The organism is Chitinophaga sp., assembly GCF_017745275.1.
In the GTDB taxonomy this organism is placed as follows: domain Bacteria; phylum Bacteroidota; class Bacteroidia; order Chitinophagales; family Chitinophagaceae; genus Chitinophaga.
In genome coordinates this window covers 112,880-130,957 of record NZ_JAGHZS010000011.1, presented here as the reverse complement: position 1 = coordinate 130,957, position 18,078 = coordinate 112,880, and the positions used below count along the sequence as shown (strand labels likewise).

The following is an 18,078-nucleotide window of genomic DNA, read 5'->3' as shown; positions in this document are numbered from 1 at the left end:
TGATCAGTTAATGCGTCCAGGTAATGGTGTCGGTATATGCTTTACCGTTATGAATGCCCGATGCCTGCAGGGTATTAACACCTGTTTGCAGGGAGATGTTGTCAAAAATAAAGTCCCGTTTATTGGCGCCATGGTGGCCGGTTACAGGCTTGTTGCCGTTAACCGTCAGCGTGATGTTCTCCAGGTTGCTGAATACTTCCACGTTTACAGTTGCCGGGCGGTGGGTATTATTGCGGCGTTCCGCAATGTAGATCATGGGTGCCGGGTTCCAGTTGGCTTTATACCAGTAGAAAGCGTCCTTTTTTTGCTGGCGGTCGTAGGTGATCAACCCTTTCAGGTTCCGGGCATTAACGCCACCACGGTTCCACATGGGCACGGCAAATTCAAACATATTCCATAAATAGGAAGCGGCAATATAAGGGTGTTTTTCTATTACCGACCACTGTTTCACGTGTGTGGCGGTTTGATAGGTTTCCGGGAAGAACTGCCCACTTACGGGATCGAAGTTGGTGCTGAGGCTATCGGTATGTTGATTGATATTGCCATCTGCACCGTATTCGGTCAGCATCAGTTTATAGTCGGGATAGTTCCTCTCCAGTGCGTTTACCCAGGGTTCGATATCATCTATTTTACCTTCATACCAGCCGAAGTAGCGGTTCATGCCTTGTATATCGGCCGCCAGGTTTGCCGGGCGGTTCATCTCTCCATAACCACTAACAGCCACGGTATAACGGTCGGGGTCTTCTGTTTTCGCCAGGTCATTCAGTTGCCGGGTTAATACGGCTACATGTTCGTCTGGTGTTTTGGAATAAACTTCATTGTGCATGCCCCATACGTAAATAGCAGGGTGGTTGCGGTTTTGCCGGATCAGCTCTGTGAGTTGCTGCCGGGCATTTTCACTTTCTTTTCCGGAGAAGTTGTTCACAAAAGGTATCTCTGCCCAGATCACAAAACCCATGGTATCACATTGGGAATAGAGGTATGCTGATTGCTGGTAGTGGGCAAACCGGATGGTGGTGGCACCTATTTCGCGGATCAGGTCCAGGTCTGTTTTGTGTTGTTCATTTGTGAGCGCATTGCCGCAGTCCTGCCATTCCTGGTGACGGGTAACGCCGTGCATGGCATAAGGTTGTCCGTTCAGGAAGAAACCTTTGCCAGGGATCACTTCAAACCGGCGAATGCCCAGTGGCTGCGTTACCGCATCCAGTGTTTGTCCTTTGGATATCACGGTTGTGGTGAGGGAATACAAATACGGATCCTTTACGCCGTTCCAGCGGTGTGGGCGGGCTACCGGTAAGTCCTGCCGGATGATGTTGATACCTTGTGGACTGAGCGTTACGTCTTTAACGGTAACAGCTACACGCTTTCCTTGCCGGTCTTTAATTTCCGTTTGTACCTGTACGTTAGTATGATGTGGTTGCTTGTTTTCAATTTTGGCCACTACGTGAATATCGGCACTTTTGTCGCTGACATTATCCTGGGTGATGGCCAGCCCGGGGGAGGCGTAGTCGGTAGTGGTGATATTGATATCATTTGTAACCAGCAGGTTTACCGGCCGATAAATACCGCCGAAAATGCCGAAGAGAAAATTGTTGACGGGCAGCACATCTTCTCTTGCCTGGTTGTTGGCTTTGAGCACAATTGTGTTGGCTTCCCCATACTTCACAGAGTGTGTAATTTCAAAGCAGAAGGCGGCATAAGAGCCTTTGTGCTCGCCGATTAAGCGATTGTTCACATAGAGGGTCGCTACGGAGCCTACGCCATCGAAGCGAAGAAATAATCTCTTTCCTTTCAGTGCAGTGGCTACGGTAAATACTTTTTTGTAACAGCCATCGCCGGCATAGAAATTTTTTCCTTCCTGCATGTCTTTGTTGTTCCAGGTATGCGGTATTGTCACATTTGTCCAGGCCGTATCTGTGGCATTAGCAGGTGCGGTGAGCGTACCTTTTCTGAACGTCCATCCATCGTTGAAGGCGATGACTTGTCTTCCTTCCTGTCCGTACCCCTGTAAAAACAGGAGTACAGAAAGGAATGTGAGAGTGATATATTTATTCATTGTTCAGCGCTGATTATTTACCGTATCCGTCGTTCTGTTGCAGTACGGCGTCTTTGTTCACATCTATTTCCGATTGAGGAATAGGCAAATGTATGTTGAAGTCGCTAATGGTAGGCGCTACTTTCGGGTTGTATTTTTTCACGCGTTCTACCAGTTTTCGTGTACGGATCAACGTGAGGCGGCGCAGTTCTTCCGCGGTGAGTTCCCTGGCTCTTTCATCGAGAATATAATCCATGGTCACGTCGGCGGCCAGTACAGGAGTAGCTTTGGCGCGGCTACGGATCACATTGATACTGGTGGCTGCATCGCCGGGACGGCCCTGCATAAGCTGTGCTTCTGCCATCAGGAGATAGGTTTCACCGAGGCGCATTTGTATACGGTCTTTGTACGATTGTGCACCCTGGATATCCTGTGGCTGAAATTCGTACCATTTGGTGGTGTGTGCGTAAATATTCTGTATAGTATCAAAGCCGCTTACCACTACCGGTTGACCGTATTTAGGAGAAGCCGGGTCATTATAGTAGTAATTGCGACGGATATTGTACGAAGAGTTACGCATATCATTTTGTTCGTACAGTTGATATGTCCACCAGTTGGTGGGGCGGATTCTGCCGATGCCACGGCCGCCGAGGGAGTCGCACACCTTCATGCCGGAAACGTTTACATAGAATGGTCCCCATTCGCGGCGACGCTGATCAAAGGTAGAGCCGCCACCGGTGACATTGTAGTTTTGTTCCAGCACCCAGATCGCTTCCGTATTACCCTGGCTGCGGCGCATATTGCCGTAGGTAAACATGTCGGCAAACGGATCGCCGGGCTGGGAGGCCTTTACGCCATAGCGGTTGGTGATCAGGGTGAAGAATTTACTGTCGATCACCCGTTTGGCAGCAGCTTCTGCATCCGCTGGTTTGTTGGCGCGGAGATAAGCTTCGGCCAACAGTTGCGTGGCGGCAAATTTATTGATACGGCCTTGTTTGGTCACGCCTGCCGGATCGGGGAGATGGGCTTCAGCAAAGGTCAGGTCAGTGATGATCTGCTGGACTACTGCTTCTTCTGTAGCCCGCGTGTAATCCGTGCGTGGTACGGATACCGGCGCTGTAATCAACGGTACGCCACCAAACAGGATGGAGAGGTGATTATAGGCATAGGCACGGAAGAAGCAGGCTTCTGCCGTATAAAAATCCCGCTGCGCCTGTGTGAGCGTGGCGGCAGGATTTTTTGCCGCATCGATGATCACATTGGCGGTATTGATCACCTTATATCCATAGTTCCAGATGCTTACTAAGGAGCCGGTTTGTGAATTGAGGTTCTGGTAGTTTTCGTAAGGCGCCTGCACGGTGTTGGGTTGCCCGGTAATGGCCATATCGGTGCCAACGTAAAAGGTAGCCAGTAGTCCCTGTACATCTCCGTAGTCGTTGCGTACATTGCTTAAAAGACCAGTGCTGGCGGCCTCGAAGCCGAGTGGATCTACCAGGGTGTTGGCCGGTGCATAGTCCGACTTCAGTTGTTCGTTGAGAAAGCTTTTGCTGCAGGATGACAGCGAAGTGATGAACACACCTGCCGCCAGCATTCCGCATATATATAGACTCTTTTTCATCGTCATATCTTTTTAGGTTATAAACTGATATTTACCCCCAGGATAATGGTGGTGTTAAGCGGATAAAAATTGGAACTCTGCTGGTCAGGTCCTTGCCCGTTCGCCAGGCGCAGGTCTTTGGTAGTACCGGAAGTCGCCAGTGTAGAAGGAGCCGTTTCCGGATCATAGCCCTGCCACTTGGTAAAGGTGGCGAGGTTACGGCCGCTGATATATACCTGCAGGTTCGAAATTTTATACCGCTGTAAAGTGTGTTTATCAAAATTATAACTGAGTGTCACATCTTTCAGGCGTGCGAAAGATGCATCCTGTGCATATTTGTATCCTTTAGGATTGGTATAGAACAACGCCGGGTTGGTGTTGATTTTGTTGTCGGAAGTCCAGTAAGGAATTTCTGCAGGCAGGTTAATAATGCCGGCCTGGTCTCTGTTGTCGAGGATGTTGTTTGGACGTAAAGCACCATGTACATCCTGTATAAAGATGTTCAACGTAAAGTTTTGATAGCGGAAAGTATTCGTTAAACCGGCCACATATTTTGGTAATTGTGTACCGAGATAAGAACGGTCGGCCGCATCTATTTTCCCGTTGTTATCCAGGTCTTTAAACTTGATGTAACCCGGTTTTGCGCCCGGATCTATTTTTGAATCTTCGCCTACCTGCCAGATACCGGCCATGGTATAATCGTAGATACCGAGCATTGGTTTACCAATAAACAGGTTGTTGCCGATATCGTCTTTATTATCACCATACAGGGCCACTACTTTATTTTTATTAAAGGAGATGTTGAAGGAGGTTTGCCAGGAGAAATTATCTGACTGGATATTGCGGCTGTTCAGTAATATTTCCAGTCCTTTGTTCGCGGTTTCCCCGATGTTATCATACACAGAAGAATAGCCATTGATAGCAGGAATTTTTCTGCTGAGGAGCAGGTCGCTGGTGCGGGTGCTATAGCCTTCAATACTACCACTGAGACGATCATGCAGAATGGCGAAGTCGATACCCACGTTTAACCCGGCGGTAGTTTCCCACTTCAGGTTAGGATTGCCTAATGTGTTGGGAACAAGGCCTATGGAGGTTACGCCATCATATACGTAATTAGCAGTGTTGAGCCTTGTTAACGTACGATACGCTCCTACTGCCTGGTTGCCGGATTTACCATAAGACGCTCTCAGTTTCAGTTGAGAGATGGTAGGTATGGCTGCCATAAATTTTTCCTGTTGGATATTCCAGCCGGCAGCAACAGAAGGGAACACGCCATATTTGTTGTTGGCGCCAAACCCGGAGTAGCCATCGCGGCGGATGGTAGCGGTGAAGAGGTAGCGGCTGTCGTAGTTATAATTGGCGCGGAACATCTGTGATACCAGGGCGCTGCCGGTATAAGACGTAGTGGTTTTCTGCACCTGTGCAGCTTTCAGGTTGTTGAAGTCGAGGTTATCATTCACAAAAGTATTGGCATCCAGTTGTGAGGTGAATTGTTCGTCTTGTTGTGCGCTGTATAATGCGGTGAAATCTACCTGGTGTTTTTTTACGCGCAGGTTATAGGTCAGGAGATTTTCTACAATCCACTGTTTATTTTCTTCGTTATACACTTTCGCTGTTCCCTGCATATCGCCCATTTTACGACCGGAGTAGTCGCTGGTGCGGTTAGGACGGAAAGAGTAAGAAGCATTCACCCGGTATTTCAGTCCTTTCAGGAAGGGCGGCGCTATTTCTGCATAACCGCTGCTGGTCATATTTTTACCACGATCCAGCCCGGGATTATACAGGTTGATGAGTGGACTCTGATACAGTGTTTGTGGTGCAATGGGATATACTTCATAGTCGCCCGCCGCATTGTAAAGGCTGCCATAAGGACTTAGTGCGTTGGCATCAAACAGGGTGGCTTTACCACCGTCCTGGTTGTTGTTTACGAAGAACATGTTCACGCCTGTTTTCATCCACGGTGTCACATTTGCATCAATGTTGGCGCGGATGCTGGCGCGGTTATACTGAAACCCTTTGATAGTACCTTCTTCTTTCAGATAAGTACCGGAGAGATAGTATTTCACATTGTCGGTGCCACCGGAGATGCTGAGTTCATGGCTATGAATGTATCCCTGTTGTGCGATTTCTTTGAGCCAGTCTACTTCTGGTTTTCCGGCGGCAAAATTTTGTTGTTCAGTCAGGTAAGGTAAATCGGGTGCATCGGGGCGTCCGGCCTGGATATTGTACCAGTGATTTTTGGTGCGGTATTGTTCCCCGTTCATTTGCTTTACGGTATTGCTCTGGTATTCCGGTCCGGCGTAGCCATTGTAGGAGATAACGGGTTTACCTGTTTTTCCTTTTTTAGTGGTGATCATGATCACGCCATTCGCGCCCCTGGCGCCATAGATGGCGGAAGCAGATACATCTTTCAGCAGGTCGATGGAGGCGATATCATTTGGATTGATATCATTGTACGAACCGGCGAAAGGGATACCATCCAATACAATTAATGGTGCATTGCTGGCATTGATGGATTTAAGACCGCGTAAATAAAAGGCGGGAGAGCTGCCTGGCTTACTACTGTTACTTACAATATTAACGCCCGGAGTAGTTCCTTGAATCGATTGCAAAACGTTGGTAACAGGAAGGTTCTGCAGGCGTTCTTTAGGTACGGAGGCGATAGCGCCGGTAACGTCACTTCTTTTCTGCGTACCATAACCCACTACCACTACTTCTGTTTGTTGTTCCACGGAGGCTTTCATCACGACGTTGAAAGTAGCGCTGCCGGTAACGGTGACTTCCTGCGTTGTCATGCCGAGGTAGGAGAATACCAGTACCTGCGGGCCTTCGCCGGTGATGTGCAGGGAGTAAGTACCATCAGTGCTGGTGCTGGCGCCCTGGGAGGTACCTTTTACTCTTACCGATACGCCCGGCAGTGGAGCGCCGGCTTCATCCAAGACTTTTCCTCTCACATCTATGGGTGGTGCGGCCACCATGTTGTCGTTGTTGTTACCTGCAGTTTTGGGAGAAATGAAAATCGATTTGTTCACGATTTCATATTTCAGTGGTTGCCCTTTCAGCATGAGGTCGAGGAAAGCCTGTATAGGAGCGTTTTCCACTTTCATGGTAACAGGATTGGCTTTTTCCAATACTTCTCTGCTGGCTACTACGGTGTAGCCGGATTGTACCCGGATAACGGGGAAGATTTTTTCTACCGGTACATTTTTGCCGGACCAGGTAAGGAGTTGTCCGTACCCGGCGGCATGTACTTGTAACAGTGCGGTAGTAAGTAATAGAAACGTCAGTTTCATGACTAACAGCGTTTTGGTTGAAAACCAGTGCCTGGCCAGTACTTTTGTTCGTGTAGGTACATAGCGGGCCTGGTTACAAAGAGCAATTTTTTGCATAGCTTTGCATTGATTTGGCTTGTAAATAATAGTTGTCCGGAATATTCAACTGCTTTGCATAGCTGGAATCTTTTAGCCGGAGGTGGTCGAAACACCTTCGGCTTTTTTATTACAGGTATACTGGCGTTGCTGGTGGAACATTAGTTCACTGTTTTCCTATAACATGTTGTTGTTTGGTTGTTAGATTTATTTTAATCTTTGATAATTAATTTTCTACCCTCCAGCCGGAAGTGCATGCCTGATTCCCGCAGGAAATTGAGTACGGTGGCGAGTGTTACATCGCTGTTGATTTCTCCCACAAAGGTGATATCCGGAGGTGTTGTTTCATATACTACTTCAATATCATACCACCTGGCAATGATGCTGATGACGGTGGTCAGTTTTTTATCCTGGAAATTCAGGATCCCATTTTTCCAGGCGATGACGGCGAGGGTATCTACCTGTTTGTTGAGGGTAGCTATGCCGGTGGTTGCGTTGATATCCAGTTGCTGCCCGGGTTGCAGCCGCCTGGTTTGTTGCTGTGCTTTTACCTGTACGGCGCCTTCCAGCAGGGTAGTGCTGAGGTGGGCCTCATCAGGGTAAGCGCTGATATTAAAATGTGTGCCGAGTACTTCTACGCTTGTTTCATTATTCATTTTTACGATGAACGGTGCATTGGGTTGAGCGGCTACTTCGAAGTAGGCTTCTCCCGAAAGCGTTACGCTCCTGGTTGGGCCGGTGAAGGCAGTAGGGAAGGTGAGGGAGCTGGCAGCATTCATCCATACATGGGTCCCATCGGGCAGCAGCAGTTGGAACTTGCGGCCACGTGGTGTGGTCATTGTATTATAGTTGACGGTGCCTGCGCTGGTGGCATCATAGCTTAGCTGCCCGTTCTGCAGCACTAACCTGGTGCCTTGCTGTGTGCTGATCACGCCATTATTTAAACTGTCCAGCACTACCTGGCTGCCATCGCCGAGCGTGAGTACAGCGCCGTTTTTACCGGGTTTTATGTCGTGGGCATTAGTGGCCATGGCAGTCGCGGGAGCTTTGGTAGCAGGGCGTTGCAGCCAGTAACCGCCTACGGCGATTAGCAGTAATACGGCGGCAGCAGCATAGTACCAGCGGTACGACCTGATTTTCCGCACGGGTGCGGCAGGTTGAAGAATGGCCTGGATGGCATCTTCATACTGCGCCGGATTGTAGGCCGGATCAGGTAATGCGGAGGCATGAAGTTCACCGATGAGAGTGGTCCATGCGTCTTCATCACCGTTTGTGCGCAGTGCAGCAAACAATTCTTCTTCTTCCGCAGCGGTGGCGGTACCGTTATAATAACGATGCAATAAAAACCGGTAATACTCTTTTGCTTCCACGATACAGTCCCTTTCTTTGCTCATAGACGCCCCGAAACAACAAGTGTACTATGCGTCTTAAAAAAAAATTAAAAAAATCTGGATAGGAGTATAATCAGCAGGATAGGAAGTCGCGTTCCTGTTTGTTTTTCCAGGTATTCGCGGATAAATTTGCGGGCGGTGACCAGCTGGTTTTTTACAGTATTTTCAGATATGGCCAGGGCATCGGCTATTTCCTTGCGGGATTTGCCTTCCTGGGTATTCATCATAAAAACTTCCCGGCGGGAAGCGGGTAATTTTTCTACGGCATCTTTGATCAGGGCCTGTAGTTCTCTGGCATAGATGCCGGCGGAAGCATCTTCATGATCCGCTACTTCTTCGATATTATCCTGCCGGCTTTTTTCCCTGGCATGTTTGCGAAGGGCGGAGAGGGAATAGTTGGAGGCCAGTGTATACAGCCAGCCACCGGGATTTTCAATTTCCCGCAGGGTATGCCGCACCAGCCAAACCTTCAGGAATACTTCCTGGAGCACTTCTTCCGCGGCGGTATCTGATTTCAGGAGCTTTTTTACAGATCCGAGTAATACGGCATTGTAGCGATGATACAAGGAACGGAAGGCTGTTTCATCTCCATCTGCAATTTGAAAAAAAAGAAGCCTGTCGCCTGTTAAACTCAATGTCTGTGCTGTATTTTATCTCATCAATATTATATCATTTCCTCTTTTCCAGCAAGCGCTTTCTTTCCATTGATCATTTTTTATTGGATATGAAGAGGGGAAGCGATTAATTTACAACATGGAAAATCATACACCATTTAGCACAATGGCATCAGCAGCCATTCATGCTGCGCAGGCCGGGATGGGCGAGAATGCTCACCTGGCGCCCATATACGCTACTTCAACATTTACATTCGATAATGCCCAACAGGGCATGGACCGCTTTTCCGGTGCAGCACCTGGATATATTTATTCCCGTTTTGGTAATCCCACGGTAACAGTGGCAGAGCAGCTGATTGCGGCCCTGGAATCTTTTGGTATTGTACGGGAAGATGGAAGTCCTTTGACGTTAAAAGCTATCCTCCATGCCAGTGGCCAGGGAGCCATGGCTACCATGTTCCTCGCTAATATTGCCTCCGGAGATACAGTGCTTACGCATTACTCGCTTTACGGCGGTACCCATGAATTTTTATTTGACTTCCTCCCGAAATTCGGCGTAAAAGCGTTGATCGCTGATTTGCATGATTTGTCACAGGTAGAACAGCTCCTGCAAACCCGCCCCGATATCCGGATGATTCATATTGAATCGCCTGCCAATCCTTCTATGCGTTGTGTGGATATTGCCGGCATCTGCGGGATTGCTCACACGCATGGTGTAAAAGTAAGTGTAGACAACACATTTGCCACACCTTACCTGCAACAGCCTTTCCGTTATGGCGCTGATTTTGTTTTCCACTCCACCACCAAATTCCTGAACGGACACGGCAGCGCCATCGGCGGTGTGCTGCTAGGTAAGGACCTGGCCGCGATGCAGAAAATCAATAAAACGGCAAAGCTGTTAGGAGGCACTGCCAATCCGTTTGATACCTTCCTGCTGATCCAGGGTATCAAAACGCTGGAGTTGCGCATGAAGCAACATTGCAGCAATGCCATGGCAGTAGCGGAATTCCTGGAGGCACACCCCGCTGTGGCCATCGTGAATTTCAACGGTCTGCCTTCACATCCGGACTATGAACTATCTGCCCGGCAGATGCGCCATCCCGGTGCCGTGATGAGCTTTGAACTGAAAAATGGTTTCGAGGCAGCCGTACGATTTATTGACCGCCTGCAAATGTGTTTACGCGCAGTGTCTGTTGGTGCGACAGATACGCTGATCTCTCATCCGGCGTCTATGACGCATTCCGGCATGAAGAAAGAAGACCGGGAAAAAGCAGGCATTTCAGATGGATTGATCCGGATGAGCGTAGGACTGGAGGATGTTGTGGATATATTGAATGATTTGGATCAGGCGTTAAAGTAATAACGACAATGTATACACGCCGGCAATAGCTACCACCGCCATTACAATCGTTCCGGTACTATATACCCGCAGCATGTCCTTGATCTCCAGCCCGGAGAATTTCGATATCACCCAAAAATAGGCATCATTGGTATGTGATATCATCATAGAACCGGCGCCCATAGCCAATACGCAAAGAATGCGTCCATTGGCGGTATCCAGCCCCATGAGCGGCAACAGCGGTTGCATAATGGCCGCAGCAGCAATCACCGCTACGGTAGAAGAACCCTGGGCCGTTTTCAATAAAGCAGTGACGAGGAAAGGCAACAACAACCCCAGGGCGGCAATGGATTGGTTTTGTGCAATATGACTACCAATATCTGCTTTGGCGAGGATGGCTCCAAAGGCCCCACCACCACCGATAATAACCAGGATGCCCGCAGCTTTTTCGACTCCTTCCGCCAATATTTTTCCCATATTACTTTTTAGTTGGGTGAGCGCCAGCAGGATGCCGGTGCTCAATGCTACTTCCGGGATGCCTAAAATAGCCATGAGTTGCAGGAAGCGGGACGGGTGACTCACTTCAAGGCCGCTGAGTGAACGGATGGCAATGAGTAAAACAGGTAATACTACCGGCAGCACTGACATCCATATCGACGGGCCTTCCCGGGTATCAGCTATCGCCGTATCTTCCGGGCTAACGCCAACGCCTATCCGGCGACCGGCAAATCCTGACCAGAGGTAACCACTGATAGATGCGGGAATAGCAATCAATAATCCATATAGCATCACTTTCCCTGTTTCCGCCTGTAGCGTGCCTGTAGCGGCGGTAATGCCCGGATGTGGCGGCATGAGGCAGTGTACGGCGTACAGCCCGGTTGCCAGGGAAGAGGCCATTACTATCATGGGAATACCGGAACGTTTTGCCAGCGCTTTATTTAATCCACTTAATACAATAAATCCCGAATCACAGAAGATGGGCATGCCTACCAGGTAGCCGATGATATTCATGGCCATGGCTGCGCGCTGGGTACCGGTGATACGTAATACAGCCTTGGCCAGCACCGTAGTACTGCCGCTATGCTCCAGTATTAATCCCAGCGTAGTGCCAAGTATAATCAGTAATCCTAATGAACCAAGGATTTTACCAATGCCTGTTTTAATGCTATCAATAATTTCCGTGACGGGCAACGCCAATATGCAACCGGTGAGAATGCTGGCCAATAGCAACGCGAAGAAAGCATGTATCCTGAAGCGAGCGGTGAGCAATACAATGAGGCCAATGCCTGCCAGTAAGCCAAGTATGCTTTGTGTCAGTGGAATGGTATTCATAGGATTACAAGATAGTCATTTATTCTTTCGGGTTACCCCGCCTGTAATCGGGCAATTGCTTTTTGTTCATGAGCCTGTAATGCCCGCAGTTCTTCTACAGGAAGGGTAGTAGGCGCTCCCCAAAAAATAGTATGCGGATAGTTTATTTGTTGTGCCTGGATGAGTGTAGCCCTTGCTACATGAAAATCAGAGGTCACCACCCAGAGGACATCCGGCGCCAGGTTATAGATCAGCGCTTTGGCCTGTACAAAGTCATCCACGGTATTAACAGAATCAACAGGGGTGGTAAGCGCCGCTTCCGGAATACCATGTGCCAGTAGGTAACGATGAGAATAATAATAGTGGGGATGATCTGTTTCATTGAAATGTGCCCCTTTGCCACCGGTGCAGGCAACCAGGAATGCGGGGTTGTAATGGTGAATTTGCAGCACTGCATCGAGCCTGTTTTGTGCAATGATGCTGAGATTGCCGGCCGCGTCATTAGGCGCGCCCAACGACAGGATAAGACCTTTCATAAAGAATTACGAATTACGAATTACGAATTACGAATTACGATTTTAGGGTAGATTGACGGGGATAAATATAATTGAGAATTATGATTTGTGGGTAGATAGAGCGAAATTATTTCGCTACTATCTACCCACAAATCCGTAATTCCTAATTCGTAATTCGTAATTCCTGCGCAGCAGTCGTGCTAAGCCAACTGGTTTTGATATGCAGGATACCTTTTTTCTCAGTAGCGTTGTAATAGCAGCCGGTGGGGGCTTTGTTGAACGACTGCTGATCGGTAAATATTTTTAGGGATTGTCCATTCACGGTTACTTTTTTAGGTTTTGCCGGTTGATGAATATCCAGCAGGTAAATTCTTTTTGCATGCATGCCATCAAATGAGCCTCTGGCTGCGTTGATTTTTACCTGTACACCTTTGGTAGCATCTACTTCCAGCAGGGTGCGGGCAAAAGCGCCGGTTTTGTAAGCCCGTGTCAGTCCATCATCTTCATATAGATCAAAAGAAGATTTGCCTGCAGGATAAATATCCAGTGTCAGCGTATCTGTTTTCTTTTCACCGTCGAAGTTCATGAGTGGATACATGGGGATGATGGCACCCTGTTTTACCAGCAGCGGCAGTTTATCCAGCGGGGCGTTGTAGTTATTGATCACAGTAGGACCGCTGTAGGCGGTGCCATCCCAGTAGTCGTACCAGGTGCCGGCTGGCAGATAGATGCTGTCTCTTTTTCCTTCGCTTTTGTAGACGGGTGCCACCAGCAGGGAAGGCCCGTTCATGAACTGGTATTCCGTTTGGGTACCCTTGCATACCGCATCTTCCGGAAATTCTAATACCATGGCCCTGGAAGCAGGTACGCCGGTAGCATGTGCTTCTGCACAGAGGGTATACATGTAAGGCGTCATCCGCATTTTCAGTTGCAGGTATTTGCGGTTGGTAGCTGTATTTTCCGGTCCCTGTAAATAAGGCTGTTTATTTTTCTTCGCCCAGCCACTCATGACCATAAATACCGGTGTGAAACATTTCCATTGCAGGTCGCGCACATAGGTAGAATCACTTCCGCGGAAGATGCCATCCACGTCGCCGGTGGCGGCATTTTGCGCGGAAAGGCCTGCGCCAATAATGGTAGGGATGTGGAAGCGGATGTACTCCCAGTTGCCGGACTGATCACCTGACCAAACTGTGGAATACCGTTGTGTACCGGCCCAACCCATTACGCTCCAGATGTAGCCACGGGCATTGCTGTTGTTTTCAATGCCTTCATAGGCAGCTTTACAGCCATCCAGTGCAAACTTATATCCCGGGCCTACCCAGGCAACATCCAGTTTAGCCAGGCGGGAGCCATAAGTGCCTACTTCTCTGGCAATTTTATCGACGCCGTTTTCTGTCCATAACCCGGTGTAGAAGCCACGTTTGTGTAATTCCATGATGGTGGAATCCAATTTCGTGTAGCCGCAACCGTAACCATCGTTGGGCAATATCCATCCGCGGGGCATATCGTTTTCAACGTATTTGTCTGCCACCAGTTGAATCACGTCCGGTGTAGTACCGGTGGTGCCGGTACCTTTATAGGCTTTGGAATCCGTACCGGTGCCACCGCGATTGTAGCAGTTGGCATCGCCTAAGCTCAGCGCCCAGCGCGGCATTAAGAAAGGACGGCCGGTGATCTGCGTATAGCCGTTGAGGATTTGTTTTAAAGAAGGACCGTAGAAGTAGAAGCAGTCGAAACGATTTTCATTATGTGCAAATTCCAGCTCTTCTTTGAAAGAGTAGCGGCCCACATCGAACGTATTTCTGAAGGCGCCATAACCGGCGGTTGACATATAAAACGGTGCCGGGTTGGGTCGTCCGCCATTATCCCAGCCATTGCCTTTTTCGATTAATATTTCCTGGCCACGGTGAGAGAAATAGCCATTCTGCATACCGCCGCCATAGAAGTATTCGTTGGGCTGGCGATGCATGGTTTGGGTAGTGCTGGCGCCGAACGATAATGGTGCCGCTTCTTCCCAGATCACGCGGGTATCGCTTTCGTCGTACATGGCAAAGCGCAGCGGTTGTTTGTATACACGTACTACGCAGGATTTACTTTTTACCTGGTAGTAATTTCCTTTATCCGTTGCCGTTACAGTCGATTTACCCGGTGTATCATCTACCACGATGTCATTGCCGGCAGGATTGGTGAAATCACCATCCGGCGCCATCCAGATACGGAAGATATCATCGCTGTAAAAAATCAGTTTAAAGGCAGACAGGCCGGCTTTGATGTCAAATTCATGTCCCGCGCCTTTAAACTCCGTGAGGTTGCCGATATGTGATTCTTTGGCATTCACGCGTGCACGCAGGCTATCATTAGCGGTGTTTTCATCGCCGGGGTATTGGAGCACAAAGCTGAGGGCATGCATGGTGCGATCTGTTAAATCAGTGGCAGGAAATTTCACGGTTAATTCCTGTCCTGGCGCCAGTCCTTTTTTGCTGGCAGGTACGGCGGTACTGATCTCTCTATGCTGATCTATTTTACAATTTACCGTAAAGCCGGCTTTCAAAGTTTCTATACCGGTATTTTTGACGGTAACCGCCAGTACATCGGCGTTGGTGAAAGTATTCTTTTGTTCCTGGTGGGAAGTCAGGCGGGTAACTGCCAGGTCTTTCCTATAAGCTTCTGCCAGTTCAATATCATCTATCATCCAATACCAGCTATAAAATCCTTTCCAGTAAAAGCGGATATAAATATGTGGCTGATGCGCCGCTACTGCCGTGATATTGAGTTCCTGGTTGATTGGAATAAACATATCATTGGCCGCGGGCATATTGTTCATGACGTTATAGTCGGTCCATTTGATGCCATCGGTGCTAACGCCCACCAACAGCGCGGCTCCGGGGGCAGCAAATTCGCTGTTGTACCGGAAGGTATGCTGAAAACGCAATATCACAGACGATTTGTTGGCGCAATCGATAGCGCCGGTTTGTATCCATGTATCTGGATACACTTTCTTTTTCACCCAGGAGGGCTGGTCTTCATCCACCAGGTAGCCCGCCTGAAACTGCAGGTGATAGCCCCGGCTGCGGGAAGCAATAGGCGGCGCCTGTTGCTGGTATTGATAGGAGCCGGGATAGGGCTGATCTGTAACGATCCAGTTCAGATCCCGTTTGCTGGAATCCACATTTTTCCATCCCTCTGGAAGTGTACTGGAAGTAAAGCTTTCCCGCCAGAAAACTTTGGATTTTTCTGACGCTGTTTGTGCAAACGTGATGGCACCGGAAAATGCTAAAAAAACAAATAGCAGTAGTTTTTTCATGTATTGTTCACCATTAAATTCAGCAGTGATAAAGGTAAGTTACCTGCTGTTGCTGTTTACAAAGATAAGGCTCAAAGAAAGGATATTTTCCGGTTTTTTTAGGTAATAAAAAATAAAGATGTATGAATAACAGGTACCTTTGGGTAGATAAATTACCCCCGACATGTTAACCATCATTATTATCCCTTTGTTATATGAAAGATAGTAGTATCCCCGATATCAGCTTCGCAGAAGTATTGCGGTTTATCGGCGTCAAGTACCTGGCATTTTATATCCTTGTGATGTTACTGAATATGGAAAACTATTTCCCGCTTGATTTTTCCAGGATCAGCATTAACGATTTGGCACTTACTGTATTGCTTCTTGCTTTTTTACCGATCGTATATACGCTGTTATTTTCTGTCATTGTTTATTTTTCCTTTACAGCAGAGGATATCGGGGTATTTGTTGCTTTAAATATGGCGGTTGCCATAGCTGAGTTTTGTGCGTACGTGTCTATTACCTCAAATCAACTGAATGGCGTATATAATTTTATTGTCAGCATAGTTGTATTTATACTGCTGTTTCGGAAAACTATCAGATCTAATTATTTGGATGAGCAGGACGTAGAAATAGAAGAAGAGTAGACATGACAACTCTTCTTCTGATAGTATTAATACATATTTTGTTTTATTAATATCATTAGATTTTCCCCGCAACAGCTTGATAATGGCTATTTTACATACCTTTGTGCCCTAATACGTCTGATCATGAAAAGAATGTTATTGACCTCACGCTATTGTTTGCTGGCCCTGATGGCCGTTGTTTTAATGGCTTCCTGCGCCACTTCAAAGAAAAGCAGCAGCCCGCAGGTATATATGAACAAGCAGTATAAAGAGCTGAAGAATGTGTTGAATGAAGCGGAAGTAAGCATTATCAAAGACAGCCTTAAAGTGATTTTTCCTAATAACGTACTTTTTGCTACGGCCTCTGACCAGGTGAATGAAAGTGTAAAGCCTACTTTTAGTCATTTTGCAGAAGTGCTGAACAAGTATAATAAAACAAAGATCCTGATCACTGGTCATACGGATAATACCGGCGCCGCCAGTTATAATCGTGATTTATCAGAAAGACGTGCCGCAGGCGCTAAACAATTGTTGAACAGTTTTAATGTGAGCAACGAACGGATGTTTACGTGGGGCCTGTCTGACCGCGATCCTATTGCTCCTAATGATACAGAAGCCGGTAAGGCAAAGAACAGGAGAGTAGAATTTGTGATCCTGTATGATGTAAAGGAATAACGATAAAAACTTTTTTGAAGACGCCACACTGCGCATTGCGGTGTGGCGTCTTTTTTTCGTATACCCCTGCCGTTATAGCTGTCTCCGCGCATGAATAAATTGCGTTTTTTTTGTATTATTATTCCCTATCTGAAACCCAAAAATATTCCCGTTATGAATTCACGTCGCGATTTCCTGCAAAAAATTGCCGCTTCGGCTTTGGTAATGCCGTTGATGCCGCTGGCCGGTTGGGCTGCCCGTGTAAACCACTATGATGGCCCCGTGTTAAAAGTAGCCATTATGGGATTGGGTAGCTATGGCAACCGGGTGGCTGAAGCCATGAAAGCTTGTGTAAAAGCCAAACTCACCGGGGTGATCAGCGGTACGCCAGCTAAAATAAAAGACTGGCAGGGCCGCTTCGGTATCCCTGAAAAGAACTGTTATAACTACGACAACTTCGACCAGGTTAAAAACAACCCCGACATTGATGCGGTATATATTACTACGCCTAATGCGCTGCACCACGACCAGGTAATACGTATAGCCGCTGCCGGTAAGCAGGTGATTTGTGAGAAGCCCATGGCAGTGAATGCCAAGGAAGCACAGGAAATGATCGACGCCTGCAAAAAAGCCGGGGTACAGTTGTTGGTTGGCTACCGGATGCATTTTGAACCCAAAACGTTAGAGATTATACGCATGAGAAATAACGGGGAGTTCGGGAAAATTATGTTTTTCCAGGGACAATGCGGGTTCCGCATCGGCGACCCAACCCAGTGGCGGCTGAATAAGCAATTGGCCTGTGGTGGCGCTATGATGGACATCGGCATTTATGCGGTGAACGGTGCCCGTTATATGGTAGGAGAAGAGCCGGTATGGGTAACCGCTCAGGAAACCAAAACAGACCCGGTGAAATTTAAACCTGGCGTAGATGAAACCATCCAGTTCCAGCTGGGCTTTCCAGGCGGAGCGGTGGCTTCCTGCTTGTCCACCTACAATATGAATAACCTGGACCGCTTCTTCCTGAACGGAGAGAAAGGTTTCGCTGAGTTATGGCCATCTACCGGTTACGGACCTATTAAAGGCCGTACTAATAAAGGCGAGTTAACACAACCACATGTAACGCACCAAACGGTGCAGATGGAAGAAATGGCAGGCATCCTGCTCGAAGGTAAGCAACCCACTGTAGCCGTCAACGGAGAAGAGGCGCTAAAGGATTTAAAGATCATCGATGGCATTTACCAGGCGGCAAAAACGGGGCAAAAAGTAAATCTGCACCTTTAATCCTGTTTGATTGGCCGAGGAATTTCCGTACATGATAGTGAAAAACAGCAGGATCATCTAT

At 48.0% G+C, this 18,078-nt stretch carries 12 protein-coding genes; 4 read left to right on the top strand and 8 right to left on the bottom strand.

The genetic code is table 11. From position 1 onward, the window contains the following. Positions 1–7: 7 nt before the first annotated feature. The 5 genes from J7623_RS29530 to J7623_RS29510 form a co-directional block, all read right to left on the bottom strand. Entirely contained in the window at positions 8–2,056 is a 2,049-nt protein-coding gene (locus J7623_RS29530) for a glycoside hydrolase family 2 TIM barrel-domain containing protein (RefSeq protein WP_291928207.1), read from the bottom strand. A 13-nt stretch (positions 2,057–2,069) separates the two neighbouring features. Next, positions 2,070–3,653: a RagB/SusD family nutrient uptake outer membrane protein gene (locus tag J7623_RS29525; RefSeq protein WP_291928204.1), complete on the bottom strand. Its 1,584-nt coding sequence runs from the start codon at positions 3,651–3,653 to the stop codon at positions 2,070–2,072. Between the two features lie 17 nt (positions 3,654–3,670). Then, complete coding sequence (locus J7623_RS29520; protein WP_291928201.1) at positions 3,671–7,021, bottom strand: TonB-dependent receptor; 3,351 nt, start codon at positions 7,019–7,021, stop codon at positions 3,671–3,673. 191 nt (positions 7,022–7,212) lie between these two features. Next, a complete protein-coding gene (locus J7623_RS29515; RefSeq protein WP_291928198.1) occupies positions 7,213–8,394 on the bottom strand; it encodes a FecR family protein in 1,182 nt (393 codons plus the stop codon). Positions 8,395–8,438: 44 nt separating this feature from the next. Continuing rightward, positions 8,439–9,026 carry an RNA polymerase sigma-70 factor gene (locus tag J7623_RS29510; RefSeq protein ID WP_291928196.1) on the bottom strand — a complete coding sequence of 196 codons (588 nt, stop codon included), beginning with the start codon at positions 9,024–9,026 and terminating at the stop codon, positions 8,439–8,441. A 118-nt stretch (positions 9,027–9,144) separates the two neighbouring features. Here J7623_RS29510 and J7623_RS29505 point away from each other — a divergent pair, with 118 nt between their 5' ends. Beyond that, the gene (locus J7623_RS29505) at positions 9,145–10,365 is read left to right on the top strand and encodes an aminotransferase class I/II-fold pyridoxal phosphate-dependent enzyme (RefSeq protein WP_291928193.1); all 1,221 of its coding nucleotides are present in this window, start codon (positions 9,145–9,147) and stop codon (positions 10,363–10,365) included. Here the strand turns inward: J7623_RS29505 and J7623_RS29500 are convergent. From J7623_RS29500 to J7623_RS29490, 3 genes are all read right to left on the bottom strand, one after another. Further along, positions 10,357–11,676, bottom strand: a complete 1,320-nt coding sequence (locus J7623_RS29500; RefSeq protein WP_291928190.1) for a GntP family permease — start codon at positions 11,674–11,676, stop codon at positions 10,357–10,359. The genes J7623_RS29505 and J7623_RS29500 overlap by 9 nt on opposite strands. 32 nt (positions 11,677–11,708) lie before the next feature. Next, positions 11,709–12,191 (bottom strand): YdcF family protein, encoded by a 483-nt coding sequence (locus J7623_RS29495; protein WP_291928188.1) that lies wholly within the window; start codon positions 12,189–12,191, stop codon positions 11,709–11,711. Positions 12,192–12,333: 142 nt separating this feature from the next. Continuing rightward, on the bottom strand, positions 12,334–15,477 hold the full coding sequence (locus J7623_RS29490; RefSeq protein ID WP_291928185.1) for a TIM-barrel domain-containing protein: 3,144 nt from the start codon (positions 15,475–15,477) through the stop codon (positions 12,334–12,336). A 194-nt stretch (positions 15,478–15,671) separates the two neighbouring features. Here J7623_RS29490 and J7623_RS29485 point away from each other — a divergent pair, with 194 nt between their 5' ends. The 3 genes from J7623_RS29485 (at position 15,672) to J7623_RS29475 (ending at position 18,017) form a co-directional block, all read left to right on the top strand. Beyond that, the gene (locus tag J7623_RS29485) at positions 15,672–16,103 is read left to right on the top strand and encodes a hypothetical protein (protein ID WP_291928182.1); all 432 of its coding nucleotides are present in this window, start codon (positions 15,672–15,674) and stop codon (positions 16,101–16,103) included. Positions 16,104–16,226: 123 nt separating this feature from the next. Beyond that, entirely contained in the window at positions 16,227–16,757 is a 531-nt protein-coding gene (locus J7623_RS29480) for an OmpA family protein (RefSeq protein WP_291928179.1), read from the top strand. Between the two features lie 153 nt (positions 16,758–16,910). Continuing rightward, a complete protein-coding gene (locus J7623_RS29475) occupies positions 16,911–18,017 on the top strand; it encodes a Gfo/Idh/MocA family oxidoreductase (protein ID WP_291928176.1) in 1,107 nt (368 codons plus the stop codon). Positions 18,018–18,078 lie beyond the last annotated feature (61 nt).

Excerpts from the sequence above, each read along its gene's own strand:
- J7623_RS29530 (WP_291928207.1), bottom strand. The coding sequence starts at position 2,056 with ATGAATAAATATATCACTCTCACATTCCTTTCTGTACTCCTGTTTTTA.
- J7623_RS29525 (WP_291928204.1), bottom strand. The coding sequence starts at position 3,653 with ATGAAAAAGAGTCTATATATATGCGGAATGCTGGCGGCAGGTGTGTTC.
- J7623_RS29520 (WP_291928201.1), bottom strand. The coding sequence starts at position 7,021 with ATGCAAAAAATTGCTCTTTGTAACCAGGCCCGCTATGTACCTACACGA.
- J7623_RS29515 (WP_291928198.1), bottom strand. The coding sequence starts at position 8,394 with ATGAGCAAAGAAAGGGACTGTATCGTGGAAGCAAAAGAGTATTACCGG.
- J7623_RS29505 (WP_291928193.1), top strand. The coding sequence starts at position 9,145 with ATGGAAAATCATACACCATTTAGCACAATGGCATCAGCAGCCATTCAT.
- J7623_RS29500 (WP_291928190.1), bottom strand. The coding sequence starts at position 11,676 with ATGAATACCATTCCACTGACACAAAGCATACTTGGCTTACTGGCAGGC.
- J7623_RS29495 (WP_291928188.1), bottom strand. The coding sequence starts at position 12,191 with ATGAAAGGTCTTATCCTGTCGTTGGGCGCGCCTAATGACGCGGCCGGC.
- J7623_RS29490 (WP_291928185.1), bottom strand. The coding sequence starts at position 15,477 with ATGAAAAAACTACTGCTATTTGTTTTTTTAGCATTTTCCGGTGCCATC.
- J7623_RS29485 (WP_291928182.1), top strand. The coding sequence starts at position 15,672 with ATGAAAGATAGTAGTATCCCCGATATCAGCTTCGCAGAAGTATTGCGG.
- J7623_RS29480 (WP_291928179.1), top strand. The coding sequence starts at position 16,227 with ATGAAAAGAATGTTATTGACCTCACGCTATTGTTTGCTGGCCCTGATG.
- J7623_RS29475 (WP_291928176.1), top strand. The coding sequence starts at position 16,911 with ATGAATTCACGTCGCGATTTCCTGCAAAAAATTGCCGCTTCGGCTTTG.